The 14,301-nt window shown below is 66.4% G+C and carries 16 protein-coding genes and 1 pseudogene; 11 read left to right on the top strand and 6 right to left on the bottom strand.

Translation table 11 applies throughout. The features are described 5' to 3' along the window. Nucleotides 1-2 precede the first annotated feature (2 nt). The 3 genes from RJ527_10140 to RJ527_10130 are packed head-to-tail and all read left to right on the top strand — an operon-like array spanning nt 3 to nt 1,986. Nucleotides 3-329, top strand: coding sequence for a YdbL family protein (locus tag RJ527_10140; protein ID WND74406.1), 327 nt, complete (start codon nt 3-5; stop codon nt 327-329). 3 nt (nt 330-332) lie between these two features. After that, entirely contained in the window at nt 333-554 is a 222-nt protein-coding gene (locus tag RJ527_10135) for a hypothetical protein (GenBank protein ID WND74405.1), read from the top strand. A gap of 4 nt (nt 555-558) precedes the next feature. Then, complete coding sequence (locus tag RJ527_10130) at nt 559-1,986, top strand: amidase (protein WND74404.1); 1,428 nt, start codon at nt 559-561, stop codon at nt 1,984-1,986. Here the strand turns inward: RJ527_10130 and RJ527_10125 are convergent. From RJ527_10125 to RJ527_10100, 6 genes are read right to left on the bottom strand one after another with little or no spacing between them, the layout of a single operon-like run. Beyond that, nucleotides 1,983-2,615: an HAD-IA family hydrolase gene (locus tag RJ527_10125; protein ID WND74403.1), complete on the bottom strand. Its 633-nt coding sequence runs from the start codon at nt 2,613-2,615 to the stop codon at nt 1,983-1,985. The two genes, RJ527_10130 and RJ527_10125, sit on opposite strands and share 4 nt — an antisense overlap. Continuing rightward, a complete protein-coding gene (ftsY, locus tag RJ527_10120) occupies nt 2,615-3,547 on the bottom strand; it encodes a signal recognition particle-docking protein FtsY (GenBank protein ID WND74402.1) in 933 nt (310 codons plus the stop codon). The genes RJ527_10125 and ftsY overlap by 1 nt, the downstream gene beginning before the upstream one ends. Next, nucleotides 3,547-4,800, bottom strand: coding sequence for a tRNA (N(6)-L-threonylcarbamoyladenosine(37)-C(2))-methylthiotransferase MtaB (gene mtaB, locus RJ527_10115; protein WND74401.1), 1,254 nt, complete (start codon nt 4,798-4,800; stop codon nt 3,547-3,549). Before mtaB ends, ftsY begins: the two co-directional genes overlap by 1 nt. 4 nt (nt 4,801-4,804) lie before the next feature. Next, complete coding sequence (gene dapF / locus RJ527_10110; protein ID WND74400.1) at nt 4,805-5,659, bottom strand: diaminopimelate epimerase; 855 nt, start codon at nt 5,657-5,659, stop codon at nt 4,805-4,807. A 48-nt stretch (nt 5,660-5,707) separates the two neighbouring features. Then, nucleotides 5,708-6,367 (bottom strand): ferredoxin, encoded by a 660-nt coding sequence (locus RJ527_10105; GenBank protein ID WND74399.1) that lies wholly within the window; start codon nt 6,365-6,367, stop codon nt 5,708-5,710. A gap of 40 nt (nt 6,368-6,407) precedes the next feature. Then, entirely contained in the window at nt 6,408-6,809 is a 402-nt protein-coding gene (locus tag RJ527_10100) for a helix-turn-helix transcriptional regulator (GenBank protein ID WND74398.1), read from the bottom strand. 306 nt (nt 6,810-7,115) lie between these two features. On the opposite strand from RJ527_10100, the gene ffh reads away from it, so the two are divergent. The 8 genes and pseudogenes from ffh (at nt 7,116) to leuB (ending at nt 14,235) form a co-directional block, all read left to right on the top strand. Continuing rightward, nucleotides 7,116-8,489 carry a signal recognition particle protein gene (gene ffh / locus RJ527_10095; protein ID WND74397.1) on the top strand — a complete coding sequence of 458 codons (1,374 nt, stop codon included), beginning with the start codon at nt 7,116-7,118 and terminating at the stop codon, nt 8,487-8,489. Nucleotides 8,490-8,558: 69 nt separating this feature from the next. Next, nucleotides 8,559-8,927, top strand: a pseudogene (gene rpsP, locus RJ527_10090) (30S ribosomal protein S16). Nucleotides 8,928-9,094: 167 nt separating this feature from the next. Next, complete coding sequence (gene rimM / locus RJ527_10085; GenBank protein ID WND74396.1) at nt 9,095-9,649, top strand: ribosome maturation factor RimM; 555 nt, start codon at nt 9,095-9,097, stop codon at nt 9,647-9,649. After that, the gene (gene trmD, locus RJ527_10080; protein ID WND74395.1) at nt 9,649-10,347 is read left to right on the top strand and encodes a tRNA (guanosine(37)-N1)-methyltransferase TrmD; all 699 of its coding nucleotides are present in this window, start codon (nt 9,649-9,651) and stop codon (nt 10,345-10,347) included. The genes rimM and trmD overlap by 1 nt, the downstream gene beginning before the upstream one ends. A 45-nt stretch (nt 10,348-10,392) precedes the next feature. Then, nucleotides 10,393-10,881: a 50S ribosomal protein L19 gene (rplS, locus tag RJ527_10075; GenBank protein ID WND74394.1), complete on the top strand. Its 489-nt coding sequence runs from the start codon at nt 10,393-10,395 to the stop codon at nt 10,879-10,881. 153 nt (nt 10,882-11,034) lie between these two features. Further along, nucleotides 11,035-12,435, top strand: a complete 1,401-nt coding sequence (gene leuC / locus RJ527_10070) for a 3-isopropylmalate dehydratase large subunit (GenBank protein ID WND74393.1) — start codon at nt 11,035-11,037, stop codon at nt 12,433-12,435. 27 nt (nt 12,436-12,462) lie between these two features. After that, nucleotides 12,463-13,089 (top strand): 3-isopropylmalate dehydratase small subunit, encoded by a 627-nt coding sequence (leuD, locus tag RJ527_10065; protein WND74392.1) that lies wholly within the window; start codon nt 12,463-12,465, stop codon nt 13,087-13,089. Nucleotides 13,090-13,125: 36 nt separating this feature from the next. Next, complete coding sequence (gene leuB / locus RJ527_10060) at nt 13,126-14,235, top strand: 3-isopropylmalate dehydrogenase (protein WND74391.1); 1,110 nt, start codon at nt 13,126-13,128, stop codon at nt 14,233-14,235. Nucleotides 14,236-14,301 lie beyond the last annotated feature (66 nt).

The raw sequence follows: 14,301 nt of genomic DNA, 5'->3' as shown, positions 1-14,301 counted from the left end.
GCATGATGAAAACGATCGCCCTGGCGGCGGTTCTGGTTGCGGCCCTGGCTGTCAACGCCTTCGCCATGGATCTGGGCGCGGCCAAGAGCCAGGGGCTGGTCGGCGAACGGCCGGACGGATACCTGGGCGCCGTCGCCGCCGGCCGCGCCGACGTGCAGGCTTTGGTCAACGACATCAACGCGCAGCGCCGCGCCCAGTACCAGGCGCTCGCGCAACGCAACGGCACCTCGTTGGCTGCGGTCGAACAGGTGGTCGGCCAGAAACTCATTTCCCGCGCCGGGCCCGGCGAATACGTAATGACGCCCGGCGGCCAGTGGGTCCGCAAGTAGTCCATGCCCCCATCAGATACCAACACCGGCGACATGTCGGCTCTGCTCGATTGGCTTGATCAGTTTCAGGGATTCCGGCCCGAAGACGTAAGCCTGGCCGATCCGGCTGGGGCGGCCCGCAACGCCGCCAAGGCCGGGCGCGACGCGGCGCGGGACCTGCCCTTCGACGCCGACCCGGCGGGGTTCACCCGTCTGCTCGAAACCCTCGCCCGCAAAGACGCCTGATCCCGTGACCAAGACCGCCGCCGATCCCGCCTTCATGACCCTGGCCGAGGCCGCCGCCGCCCTGGCGGCGGGCGATCTCTCGTCCCGCGAGATGACCGAGGCCTGCCTGGCGCGCATGACCGCGCTGAACCCCAAGGTCAACGCCCTCGCCGGGCTGGACGAGGCGGACGCCCTGGCTCAGGCCGACGCCGCCGACCGGGTCCTTGCCAAGGGTGAAAACCTGGGCCCGCTGCACGGCGTGCCGCTGGCACACAAGGACATGTATTACCGCCGGGGCCGGGTCACCGCCTGCGGCTCGAAAATTCGGGCCGATTTCGTGCCGGATCACACGGCGACGGCGCTGGAACGGCTCGACGCCGCGGGGGCGCTCGACATCGCGCGCCTCAACATGGTCGAGTTCGCGTTTGGGGTCACGGGCCATAACGACGTCGCCGGCACGCCCCGCAATCCGTGGAACACGGACCACATGACGGGGGGATCGTCCTCCGGGTCCGGCGTCGCCGTGGCGTCGCGCATGTGTTTCGGCGCGCTGGGCTCGGACACCGGCGGCTCGATCCGCCTGCCCGCCGCCTGTTGCGGGCTGGTCGGCATGAAGCCGACCTACGGCCGGGTCAGCCGCCATGGCGCCATGCCGCTGGCTTATTCCCTGGATACGGTCGGACCGCTGACCCGCACCGTGCGCGACAACGTCCTGATGATGCAGGCCATCGCCGGGCATGACGCCAACGACCCGGTGACGGCGCAAACGCCCGTCGGCGACTATCTGGGTGAACTGGAGAAGGACGTGCGGGGGCTCAAGGTCGGCCTGCCGGACAGCTTCTTCTACGAAGACGTCGCCCCCGAGGTGCGGACCCTGGTCGAGGCCAGCCTGAAGCAGTTCGAGAACCTGGGTTGCGAAATCGTGCCCGTGAAGATTCCGGATGCCGTCGCCGTCATGAACCGCCTGACCAACCTGATCACGGCGACCGAGGGCGCCGCCGTGCATTCGCGCTGGATGGCCGAACGGGCGGCCGATTACGGCCCGCAGACCCGGGCCCGCCTGGCCATCGGCCTGTTCACCCCGGCGAGCGTCTATCTTCGCGTGCTGACCCTGCGCAAGCAATTGGTCCGCGAATTCTGCGATCAGGTGTTCGGCAAGGTCGATGTCCTGCACACGCCCCTGATGACCATGCCCGTGCCGACCCTGGCCGAAAGCAACATGTCCGCCAATCCGGGTTTCGCCGATTATCTTTTGAAGATCGGCCACAACACCCGGCCCGGGAATTTCTTAGGTCTTCCCGGCCTCAACGTGCCTTGCGGCTTCACCCCGGACGGTCTGCCCTGTTCGTTCCAATTGATGGGCCGGCCCTTCGACGAAGGGCTGCTCTACCGTCTCGGCCACGCCTATCAGCAGGCCACGGACTGGCACGATCGCGCGCCTGATCTGGGTTAATCGAGAAATCCCAACAGCGGTTCGATGGTCCGGGAATCCGCGACCACGGGGGCACCCCCGTCACCGGGAGCCATCCCCGCCTGGTTGTGCCAGAACACGTCCATCCCGGCGTTATGAGCGCCCCCGATGTCGAAGGGCGATCCCGCGACGTACAAGGTCCGTTCCGCCGTGGCGCCGAGCGCAGCCAAGCCTGCCGCATAAGCATTGGGATTAGGTTTGTACCAGCCCGAGGTCTCGGCAATGGTGACCGCGTCGAAATCGACGCCGACACCCGCCACGGCCTTCCGGCCCAACGCCACGGAACAATTTGTAACGACGCCGACGGGAATTCCTCGGGTCTGCGCCGCCGTCAAAACCTCGGCCACCCCTGGCCAGGGCCGCAACTCACCATAGCCGTCGAACAAGGCCTGTACGGCATCTTGCGAAATATTCTCCTGGCGCGCGGCCTCGCGCACCAAGTCCTCGTAGGACACATAGGGTCCGGGCTGGGCGAAGGTCACCCGCAGATAGGCCATGCGCCAGCGGCGGCCCGGCTCCGTCCCGCCGGCGGCATCATCCCACAGGTCCCAGGAATTCAGCAGGCCCGTCAGCAGGTCGCAGAGGACCGCGTCGTAACGGGCGGCCGTCATCAGCCGTCCAGCCCCATGAGCGAGCGGGCGAAGGCCCGCGCCTCGAACGGTTTCAGATCGTCGATGCCCTCGCCCACGCCCACGGCATGAACCGGCAGGCCGAATTTTTCCGCCAGCGCCACGACCACGCCGCCCTTGGCCGAGCCGTCGAGCTTGGTCATCACCAGGCCCGTCACCTCGACCGCGTCCTTGAAGGCCTCGACCTGGGCATGGGCGTTCTGGCCGATGGTCGCGTCCATCACCAACAGGCAGGCATGGGGGGCCGTTTCGTCCTGTTTCTTGATGACGCGGACGACCTTTTCCAATTCCGCCATCAGGTCCTTCTTGTTCTGCAACCGCCCGGCGGTATCGATGATGACGATGTCGTGGCCCTGTTCGCGGGCGTCACGGACGGCATCGAACGCCAAGCCTGCCGGGTCCGCCCCCTGGGCGCGGGCGACGACGGGACAGCCCGTGCGCTCACCCCAGACCTGAAGCTGTTCGATGGCGGCGGCGCGGAAAGTGTCGCCGGCGGCCAGGAGAACCGATTTGCCCTGGGCCTTGAACTGGGCCGCCAGCTTGCCGATGGTCGTCGTCTTGCCCGAGCCGTTGACGCCGCAGACCAGAAGCACGAAGGGCTTGGGCCCGCCGTCAATAGCAAGGGGTTGGGCAACGGGGGCCAGCAGGACCGCGATCTCGTCGGCCAGGGCTTCGCGCACTTCGCCGTCGGTCACTTCCTTGTCGAACCGCCCCTTGGCGAGCGCCGTGGTCAGGCGCGCCGCCGTGGCCACGCCCAGATCACCCCGGATGAGAATCTCCTCGAGCTCGTCGAGGGCGGCCTGGTCCAGCTTGCGTTTGGTGAAGACGTCGGTGATGGCGCCGCCGACCCGGTCGGCGGATTTCGACAGGCCCGACCGCAGACGGGAGAGCCAGCCCTGGCGTTCCTCCGCCATCAGGCAGGGGTGCCCGTCAGGCCGCCGGGCCGCACGCCGGTGATGCGCGTGGCGACGACCGTGCCTTCGGGCACAGGCGCATCCAGATGCACGGGCGCGTAGTGGGGGCTGTAGCCCATGGCTTCGCGTTCGATCAGCACGGGGACGGTCTGTCCGACGCTGGCGTCCAGGAACCGGGCAAGATTGGCCTCGCCTTGGCCTCGCAGGTCCGCCGCGCGGGCCTTGCGTTCGGGCACGTCCACGGTCGGCATCCTGGCCGCCGGGGTGCCGTCCCGTTCCGAATAGGGAAAGACGTGCAGATGCACGAGGTCGAGATCACGCGCGGCGGCGAGCGTATTGTCGTGCATGGCCTGGGTTTCGGTCGGGAAACCGGCGATCAGGTCGGCGCCCAGGACCAGATCGGGGCGGAGTGCCCGGGCACGCTCGGCAACCTTGTAGGCGTCGGCACGGCTGTGACGGCGCTTCATGCGCTTCAGGACCATGTCGTCCATGGCCTGGAGCGACAGATGCAGATGCGGCATCAGGCGGTCTTCCTCGGCCAGCGCGCGGAACAATTCGTCGTCCATGGCGGCGGGGTCGAGCGACGACAGGCGCAGGCGGTCAAGCTCCGGCACCGCCTTGAGCAACCGCCGCACCAGATGGCCCAGGGTCGGATTGCCCGGCAGATCCGTGCCGTAGGAACAGATGTCGACGCCGGTCAACACGACCTCGCGGTAGCCGCGGGCGACCAGGGCCCGCACCTGATCGGCGATGGCACCCATGGCGAGGGAGCGGTTGTTGCCCCGCGCGAAGGGAATGATGCAGAAGGTGCAGCGATGGTCGCAGCCCTGCTGCACCTGGACGAAGGCGCGGGCGCGGCCGTCGAAGCCATCGATCAGATGGGCCGCCGTCTCGCGCACGGTCATGATGTCGGCGACCTGGATGTCCGGACCGTCTGGATTGCCGAGCGCTGCATAGGCGGCGGGGTCGAGCTTTTCCTCGTTGCCCATGACGCGGTCGACCTCGGGCATCGCCGCGTACTTGGCGGGGTCGAGCTGGGCCGCGCAGCCCGTCACGATGACCTTGGCCCCCGGGCGGTCGCGGCGCGCGCGGCGGATCGCCTGACGGGCCTGGCGTTCGGCCTCGGCCGTGACGGCGCAGGTATTGACGATGATGGTGTCGGCCAATCCCGCGCGGGCCGCGTTGGCGCGCATGACTTCGCTTTCGAAGGCGTTCAGGCGGCAACCCAGGGTGATGACTTCCGAGCCGCTCATGGCATCACGCGCCGGTCGCGGCGCCGTTCAGCAGCCGGGGGTCGAGGGTCCCGGTGAAGCTGGTCGCCACGGGTCCCGTCAGCAGCACATGGTCGTCGGGCAGCCATTCGATGGTCAGGGTGCCGCCATCGACGATCACGTCGGCCTTGCGCCCGGTGATCAATCCCCGGCGCACGGCGGCGACCAGGGTCGCGCAGGCCCCCGTGCCGCAGGCCTGGGTCACGCCCGCCCCCCGTTCCCACACCCGCATGCGGATGGAACCGTCGGCGCGCACCGAAGCCGCCTCGACGTTGGTGAATTGGGGAAACATCTTGTGCTGTTCGATGACGGGGCCGAACACCTCGATCGGCACGGCATCCGCATCATCGACGAAATAGACCGCATGGGGATTGCCCATGGAAACACAGACCGCGTCCTGAAGCGGCCCGGCGCCGGCATCGACATGCAGGGTATCGACGGCCTCGGACAGGGGGATTTCCCGCCAGTCCAGGCGCGCCGTGCCCATGTCCACGGTAACCAGGCCGTCCTTGCCCTTTTCCGCGTCCAGCAGCCCCGCACCCGTTTCGACGATCAGGTGGTCGGACGACTTTTCATCCATCAACATGGCGGCGATACAACGGGTACCGTTGCCGCAGGCCAGCGATTCCCCACCATCGGAATTGTGGAAGCGCACGAACACGTCGGCGATGTCCGAGCGCGGCCGTTCCAGCACGATGAGCTGGTCGCAGCCGACCCCGCGCCGGCGGTCGGCGATGGCCGCGGCCTGATGGGCGGTCAGGGGCAGCGGCGTTTCGCGGGCGTCCAGCACCACGAAGTCGTTGCCCAGACCGTGCATCTTTATAAAGGGCACCTGTTCCATGGATGGCTACATAGGCCCGCAGGGCGCGGAAGTCCATGGGATTTGCCGTCAGGACCCGAAGGCCGCGAGGAACGAACGGGCAAGGAACGCCTGATGTTCGGGGCCGTAGGCATGCACGGCGCCGACCGGACAGGCGCGCCGCGCCAGGCAGCCGCCGGTCATGCAGTCCGCGCCCGGGGCCGCGCGCAGATGGCCCAGGCAGGCCGGAAGGTCGAAGCCATTTTCCCCGAAGGCGTTCACGGGGCAGGCCGACAGGCACGGCCGGTCGACACAGCCGTCGCAGGGATGGGCGGTCGCCGGCGGCGGGCCCAGGTCGATCACCCCGGCGAACAGCAGCGCCCCCCGGTAGCTGTGCCACAGGCCGAATTCGGGATGAGCGAGCGGACCGATGGGCGACGGCCGCAATCCCTCCGCGCGCATGGCCCATTGCTGGAACGGATGATGGGGCGGGCCGCCGAAGGGATAGACCACGCGAGCGTCCAGGTCCGCCGCCGCCGGGGCCAGGACCCGTTCCGTCCAGGCGTCCAGGGGATCGGTCTCGTCCCGGCGATTGGCCGTGAAATGGGGCCACAGGCGCCCGCCCTGGTCCCCGACCAGGATCAGGGTCCCGGGCGCGCCCGGCACGGCGTCTTCCGCCGCCGGGTGGAACCCGCCCCGCAAGGCAAGGCCCGTGGCCGCGATGCGGCGTTGTACCGTGGTCAGGTCCATGATTGCGTTTGTCCTCCCGACAGGTTCAAGGGTCAAGACGTCAGGTAGCTTCCTCCGCCGCCCGCGCCAGGGCGCGGATCGCCTCGGTGACGCTGCGGCGCAACCCTGGGTCGCGGATGCGCGCAAGCTGGCGTAGGAAGTCCTCGGCCTCGCCCGCGAAGACCGCCGCCGCGCCGCCGCCGCCGATGTCCGGCCCGGGCCATATCCGATCCGCGCCGTCGAACAGATCGGCGGGATCGCAGCCGAACAACCCCGACAAAATCAGGATTTCGCTCGCCTTGACCTCGGTCAAACCGATTTCCCGGTTGGTATAGGCCTGCACGGAAAGACCGAGCGCCCTGGCCGTGACGGCGCGGGAAATGCCGCCCCGTTCGCGAAGCGCCTGTAGCCGCGCGCCGATATGTGAAGCCAGTTTCCCGTCGTCCGTACCGTCCGTCGCCATCTGCCGCCCAGAAATTCGCGCTGTATCCAATCAGGTTGAAACTTTAGGTTGTATAGACCGTAGTATTTTTATTCCTATAGCATGGGCCGCCGCATTCGCAAGCCTTTCAAATATGCGGCAGGGCCAGCCGGCGGTTGACTTCCGGGGCCGCGGTCCATAGATTGCGCGCCGACATTCCACTGGGTGCACGGATCATTCCGTCCCGAGGGGCGACGCCAGTCCGCGAGTTTCGCGCACTGGCGCGTTTGCCGTTGGGCATTTGATGTGGGTTTTTGAGTTTGGACCGAAGAGGGTAATCAGGCGCATATGTTCGAGTCTCTAAGCGAACGCCTGTCCGGCATTTTCGACGGCCTGAAGCGGCGCGGCGCCTTGAAGGAGGCCGACGTCGAGGCGGCGCTGCGCGAAATCCGCGTCGCCTTGCTTGAGGCCGACGTCGCCCTGCCCGTGGTCAAGGACTTCATCGACGGCGTCAAGGAACAGGCCGTCGGCCAGAACGTCCTGCGCTCCGTCACGCCGGGCCAGATGGTGGTCAAGATCGTCCACGATGCCCTGGTCGGTATGCTGAGCCCCGCCAACCCAGAAGATGCCGGCCTGGCCATCCACGGCAACCCGCCGCAGGCGATCCTGATGGTCGGCCTGCAAGGGTCGGGCAAGACGACGACCAGCGCCAAGATCGCCAAACGTCTGGCCGAGCGGGAAAAGAAACGCGTGCTGATGGCGTCGCTCGACGTCTACCGCCCGGCCGCCCAGCAGCAGTTGCAGGTCCTGGGCGAACAGACGGGCGTGCCCGTGATGACCCCGGTGCTGGGCGAACTGCCGGTCGCCATCGCCAACCGGGCCATGGAAACAGGCCGCCGCGAAGGTTATGACGTGGTCATCCTGGACACCGCCGGGCGTCTGGCGCTCGACCAGGAAATGATGACCGAGGTCATCAACGTGCGCATGGCCGCCGGGCCGTCCGAGGTTCTGCTGGTCGCCGACGCCATGACCGGCCAGGACGCGGTCAATCTGGCCAAGGAATTCAACGACCGGGTCGGCATCACCGGCATCGTGCTGACCCGCGTCGACGGCGACGGCCGCGGCGGCGCCGCCCTGTCCATGCGCCAGGTCACCGGCAAGCCGATCAAGCTGATGGGCACCGGCGAAGGCGTCGACGCCATCGACGGCTTCGACGCCAACCGGGTCGCGGGCTCGATCCTCGGCATGGGCGACGTGGTCGGCCTGGTCGAAAAGGCCGCCCAGGTGGTCGAGCAGGAAGACGCGGAAAAGCTCGCCAAGAAGATGCTGAAGGGTCAGTTCACCCTGGAAGACATGGGCGAGCAGTTCAAACAGCTGCGCAAGATGGGCTCTCTCGACGGCATCCTGGGCATGCTGCCGGGTGCCGCCAAGGTCAAGAACGCCTTCGACCAGCATAACGTGGACGACAAGATGATCGCCCGCCAGGAAGCCATCATCCTGTCCATGACGCCGAAGGAACGGCGCAATCCCAAGGAAATCAACGGTTCGCGCCGCAAACGCATCGCCGCCGGCTCCGGCACTTCGGTGCCCGAGGTCAACCGGCTTCTGAAACAGCATCGCCAGATGGCCGACATGATGAAGAAAGTCGGCAAGAAGGGTGGCCTCAAGGGCCTCATGGGCGGCATGCCGCCCGGCATGATGCCCCCCGGCATGCCCCGTTAATTCGCAATCAAGACAACCCGAACATTCACCCATTTTGAGACATCAGACCAGACAAGGATTGAATAGAACATGTCAGTGAAAATCAGGCTCGCCCGGGGCGGCGCCAAGAAGCGCCCCTACTACCAGATCGTCATCGCCGACAGCCGCCGCGCCCGCGACGGCAAGTTCATCGAGCGCGTGGGGTCCTACAACCCCATGCTGCCCAAGGACAGCCCCGACCGGGTGAAGCTGAACGAAGAGCGCATCAAGCATTGGCTCGGCGTCGGCGCCCAGCCGACCGACCGCGTGCACCGCTTCCTCGGTGCCGCCGGCCTGACCGACGCCCGTCCGGCCCCGGAAAACCAGACCAAGCGCGCGGCGCCCAAGGCCAAGACGGTCGAGCGCATGAAGGAACGCGAAGACAAGTTGAAGGCGGCCGAAGAAGCGGCGGCGGCAGCCGCGGCGGCCCCGGCCGAAGCGGAAGCCCCGGCGGAAGAAGCAGCGGTGGAAGCCCCGGCGGAAGAAGCAGCGGCCGAAGCGCCGGCTGAAGAAGCCCCGGCGGAACAGGCAGAGGAGACGAAGGAGTAGCCGGCGAAGCGCGTCACGAGCGTCAGGGTGGTCAGGCCATGACGGGCGGCGAAGGGAAATCCCCGGAACGGGTCTGTCTCGGCGTCATCGTCGGGGCCAGGGGCCTGAAGGGCGACCTCAAGGTCAAGAGTTTCGCCCAGGTTCCGGAAGACCTCACCGCCTATGGCCCGCTGGAGGACGAAACCGGCAGCCGCCGGATCGACCTTCGCGTGACCGGCCAGACCAAGGACGTTCTGATCGCCCGTGCCGAAGGTGTCGGCGACCGCACGGCGGCGGACAAGCTGAAGGGCCTGCGTCTTTTCGTGGACCGCGACCGGCTGCCGCCCCCCGACGAGGACGAATACTATTATTCGGACCTGATCGGGCTGGCGGTCGAGGCTCCCCAGGGCAATCTGGGCACGGTCCGCCAGGTGTTCGATTTCGGCGCCGGCGACGTGCTGGAGATCGCGGGCGGGGATTTCGGGACGGTCATGGTGCCCTTCACCCGGGCCGTCGTGCCGGTGGTGGATCTTGACGGCGGCCGGCTGGTGGTCGATCCGCCGGACGGGCTGCTGGACGACAACGGACCGGACGAAAGCGGGCAGGACGCGTAATGAGCGGTTGGACGGCCAAGGTACTGACGATCTTCCCGGAAATGTTCCCGGGACCGCTTGGCTGCTCGCTTGCCGGAACGGCGCTTGAAAAGGGCATCTGGGCCCTGGAAACGGTGGACATTCGCGACTTTGCAAGCGATAAACACCGCTCCGTGGACGATGCCCCCTTTGGCGGCGGCCCCGGCATGGTGATGCGGCCCGACGTGGTCGACGGCGCCGTCCGGAGCGCCCGGGAAGGTGCCGCGGATCTGCCGTTCGTCTATCTGACCCCCCGGGGCCGGCCGTTGGGCCAGAAACGGGTGGCGGAATTGGCGGCGGGACCTGGGGTGATCCTGCTGTGCGGTCGGTTCGAGGGCGTCGACCAGCGGGTGCTGGAAGCCCAGGACGCGGAAGAGATATCGCTCGGCGATTTCGTCCTGTCGGGGGGCGAGCCGGCGGCCCTGGTGGTGTTGGATGCCTGCCTTCGTCTGTTGCCGGGCGTGATGGGCAAGGACGCATCGCTGGAGGAAGAGAGTTTCGAGCGGGGATTGCTGGAGTATCCCCACTACACGCGGCCCCAGGAATGGCAGGGCCGCAAGGTGCCGGAGGTTCTGGTCTCCGGGCACCACGAAAAAATAGCAGCCTGGCGCCAGCGCCAGGCGGAGGAAATCACCCGCGACCGGCGGCCCGATCTTTGGGCGGCGCACGAGCGGACCTAGGAATTGCCGGCGACGGCAGAGCGTTTGTAAGGAAAGGTTTGAACCATGAACATGATTGAACAACTGGATCAGGAACAGATTGCCCGCCTGACCGGCGACAAGGAAATGCCGAAGTTCGCCCCGGGCGACACGATCCGCGTCAACGTCCGCGTCGTCGAAGGCGAACGGACCCGTTTGCAGGCCTTCGAAGGCGTGTGCATCGCGCGCAAGAACGCCGGCGTCAACTCGGCGTTCACCGTGCGCAAGCTGAGCTACGGCGAAGGCGTGGAACGCGTGTTCCCGGTGTATTCCCCGAACGTCGACTCGGTCGAGGTCGTGCGCCGTGGTGACGTCCGCCGGGCCAAGCTGTACTATCTCAGGGGCCTGACCGGCAAGGCCGCGCGTATCGCGGAAAAGACCGACGGGTTCTCGGGCAAGGTGTCGCAGGAAGAAAAGAAGGCCGCGCGCGAAGCCAAGGCCAACCGCGACGAAGCGTCGACTAAAAAAGGCGGCAAGAAAAAGTCCGCCGATCAGGAAGCCCAGGCCGAGGAATAGGTCCCCGGGGGATACCCCCAAGGGATTTTTCCAAGGTTGGCACGCGGGACCCGGTTTGTTGCGGCCGGGCCGGCGCGCCATATATAGATGACCTAAGGAACCGCAGCGCCGTCGGGGGCCGGCGTTCGTGCACACGTCGGAGGATAAACACCCATGGCACAACCGAAAACGCTGTTCGAGAAGATCTGGGACAGCCATCTGGTCGAAATACAGGAAGACGGCACCTGCCTGCTGTACATCGACCGGCACCTGACCCACGAGGTCACCAGCCCCCAGGCTTTCGAAGGTCTGCGTAACGCCGGCCGCAAGGTCCGCCGCCCGGATCTGACGCTCGCCGTCGCCGATCACAACGTCCCGACCAAGCGGGGCGAAACCATCGACAATCCGGAATCGGCGCTACAGCTGGAAATGCTGACCAAGAACTGCGCGGAATTCGGCGTGCCTTTGTTCGACATGGGTGATGTCCGCCAAGGCATCGTGCACGTGATCGGCCCGGAACAGGGCTTCACCCTGCCCGGCACCACGATCGTCTGCGGCGACAGCCACACGGCGACCCACGGCGCCTTCGGCGCGCTCGCCTTCGGCATCGGCACGTCCGAGGTCGAACACGTGATGGCGACCCAGACCCTGCTGCAATCGCCGTTGAAGAACATGCGCATCACGGTCGACGGCGACCTGCCCTTCGGCTGCACCGCCAAGGATCTGATCCTGGCGATCATCGGCAAGATCGGCACCGCCGGCGGCACCGGCCACGTCATCGAATACGCCGGCAAGGCGATCCGCGACCTGTCCATGGAAGGCCGCATGACCGTGTCCAACATGACCATCGAGGGCGGTGCGCGCGCCGGCCTGATCGCGCCGGATGAAACCACCTTCGAATATCTGAAGGGCCGTCCCATGTCGCCCAAGGGCGCCAATTGGGAAGCCGCCGTCGCCTATTGGAAGACGCTGCCGTCGGATGAGGGCGCGACCTATCAGAAAGAAGTGACGATGGATGCGTCCCATATCGAACCGCAGGTCACCTGGGGGACCAGCCCGGAAGACGTCGTGCCGATTTCCGCCGTCGTTCCCGGCCCCGGCGACTTCGCCAATCCGGACAAGCAGGAATCGGTCAAGATGGCGCTCAACTACATGGGCCTGGAACCGGGCACGCGCATGGAAGACATCAAGATCGACTACATGTTCGTGGGGTCCTGCACCAACGGGCGGATCGAGGACATCCGCGCCGTCGCCGAGGTCGCCAAGGGCCGCAAGGTCGCCGACCATGTGACGGCCCTGATCGTTCCCGGATCGGGCCTGGTCAAGGAACAGGCGGAACAGGAAGGCCTGGACAAGATCCTTCTGGAAGCCGGCTTCGAATGGCGTGAACCGGGCTGTTCCATGTGTCTGGCCATGAACGAGGACAGGGTGCCCGCGGGCATGCGTTGCGCCTCCACGTCGAACCGCAACTTCAAGGGCCGCCAGGGCGCCGGCGCGCGCACCCATCTGGTCAGCCCCGCGATGGCCGCAGCCGCCGCCGTCACCGGCCATCTGGCCGACGTGCGCAAGCTCTGACCCCCGTTCGCAGAAGGAATCGTTCAAATGGAAAAGTTCACCAAGCTGACGGGTGTCGCGGCACCCATGGACATGATCAACATCGACACCGACATGGTCATTCCCAAGCAGTTCCTGAAGACCATCAAGCGCGAGGGCCTGGGCAAGCACCTGTTCCACGAAATGCGCTATGACGCCGACGGCAACGAGAACCCGGATTTCGTGCTCAACAAGCCGGCCTACCGGAACGCGGAAATCATCGTCGCCGGCGACAACTTCGGCTGCGGCTCGTCGCGCGAGCATGCCCCCTGGGCGCTCAAGGATTTCGGCATCAAATGCGTGATCTCCACATCCTTCGCCGACATCTTCTACAACAACAGCTTCAAGAACGGCATGCTGCTGATCAAGGTATCCAAGGAGAACCTGGATAAGCTGATGGACGACGCCGACCGGGGGGCCAACGCGACCCTGACCATCGACCTTGAGAACCAGACCATCTCCGGGCCCGACGGCGGCCAGATCTCGTTCGACATCGACCCCTTCAGGAAGCATTGCCTGATCAACGGCCTGGACGACATCGGCCTGACCGAACAGAAGGTGAAGAAGATCGACAGCTTCGAGGAAACCCGCGAGGCCGCACAGCCCTGGATCGCGGGTGCCGCGACCGTCAGCTAAGCCACACGACAAAATCAAAGACGAGGAAACCAGCCCATGGCTGCCAACAAAAAACTGCTGATGCTGCCCGGCGACGGCATCGGCCCCGAAGTGATGAAACAGGTCCAGACCATCATCGATTGGATGGACAAGCGCCGCCACGTCTCGTTCGACGTGACGGAGGACGTGGTCGGCGGCGCCGCCATCGACAAATACGGTCAACCGCTGGGCGACAACACCCTGGCCGACGCCATGGGCGTGGACGCCGTGCTGCTGGGTGCGGTCGGCGGCCCCAAGTGGGACAACGTGGCGCGCGACCTGCGCCCGGAAATGGGCCTGCTGACCCTGCGCAAGGAAATGGACCTTTACGCCAACCTGCGCCCGGCCACGGTCCTTCCGGCCATGGCCAAGGCGTCCAGCCTGAAGGAAGATCTGGTATCGGGCCTGGACATGCTGATCGTCCGCGAACTGACCGGCGGCGTCTACTTCGGCAAGCCGCGCGGCATCGAAACCCTGGCCGACGGCAGCCGCAAGGCGGTCGATACCCAGGTCTATTCCGAAGCCGAGATCGAACGCGTCTGCCGCCTTGCCTTCGAGCTGGCGGGCAAGCGGTCGGGCAAGCTGCATTCCGTGGAAAAGGCCAACGTGATGGAAACCGGCGTGCTGTGGCGCGCCATCGCCACCGAAGTCGGCGCCGACTTCCCGGACATCGAACTGCACCACATGTACGCCGACAACTGCGCCATGCAGCTGGTCCGCCAGCCCAAGCAGTTCGACGTGATCGTCACCGACAACCTGTTCGGCGACATCCTGTCCGATTGCGCCGCCATGTTGACGGGATCGCTCGGCATGCTGCCGTCGGCCTCGTTGGGTGCGGCCGACAGTGACGGACGGCGCAAGGCCCTGTACGAACCCGTGCACGGCTCCGCCCCCGACATCGCCGGCCAGGGCATCGCCAATCCGTTGGCCATGATTCAGTCCTTCGCCATGTGCCTGAAGTATTCCTTCGACATGGGCGAGGATGCGGACCTGATCGAACAGGCCTGCAAGAACGTGCTCGACGCAGGCCTGCGTACCGCCGACATCCTGGAAGCCGGGATGACCAGGATCTCGACCACCCAGATGGGCGACAGCGTGACCAAGGAACTGGACAAGCTGGCCGCCTGACGGCTGCCGCCGGAATAGTGTCCTACGTCACAGCTTCACAATACGTCGCCGCCTAGGTTACACCCT

Source organism: Thalassospiraceae bacterium LMO-SO8 (genome assembly GCA_031655335.1).
Taxonomy (GTDB): Bacteria; Pseudomonadota; Alphaproteobacteria; order Rhodospirillales; family Casp-alpha2; genus UBA1479.
Note: the sequence above shows the minus strand (reverse complement) of the source record. Positions and strands in the feature narration are given on the sequence as shown.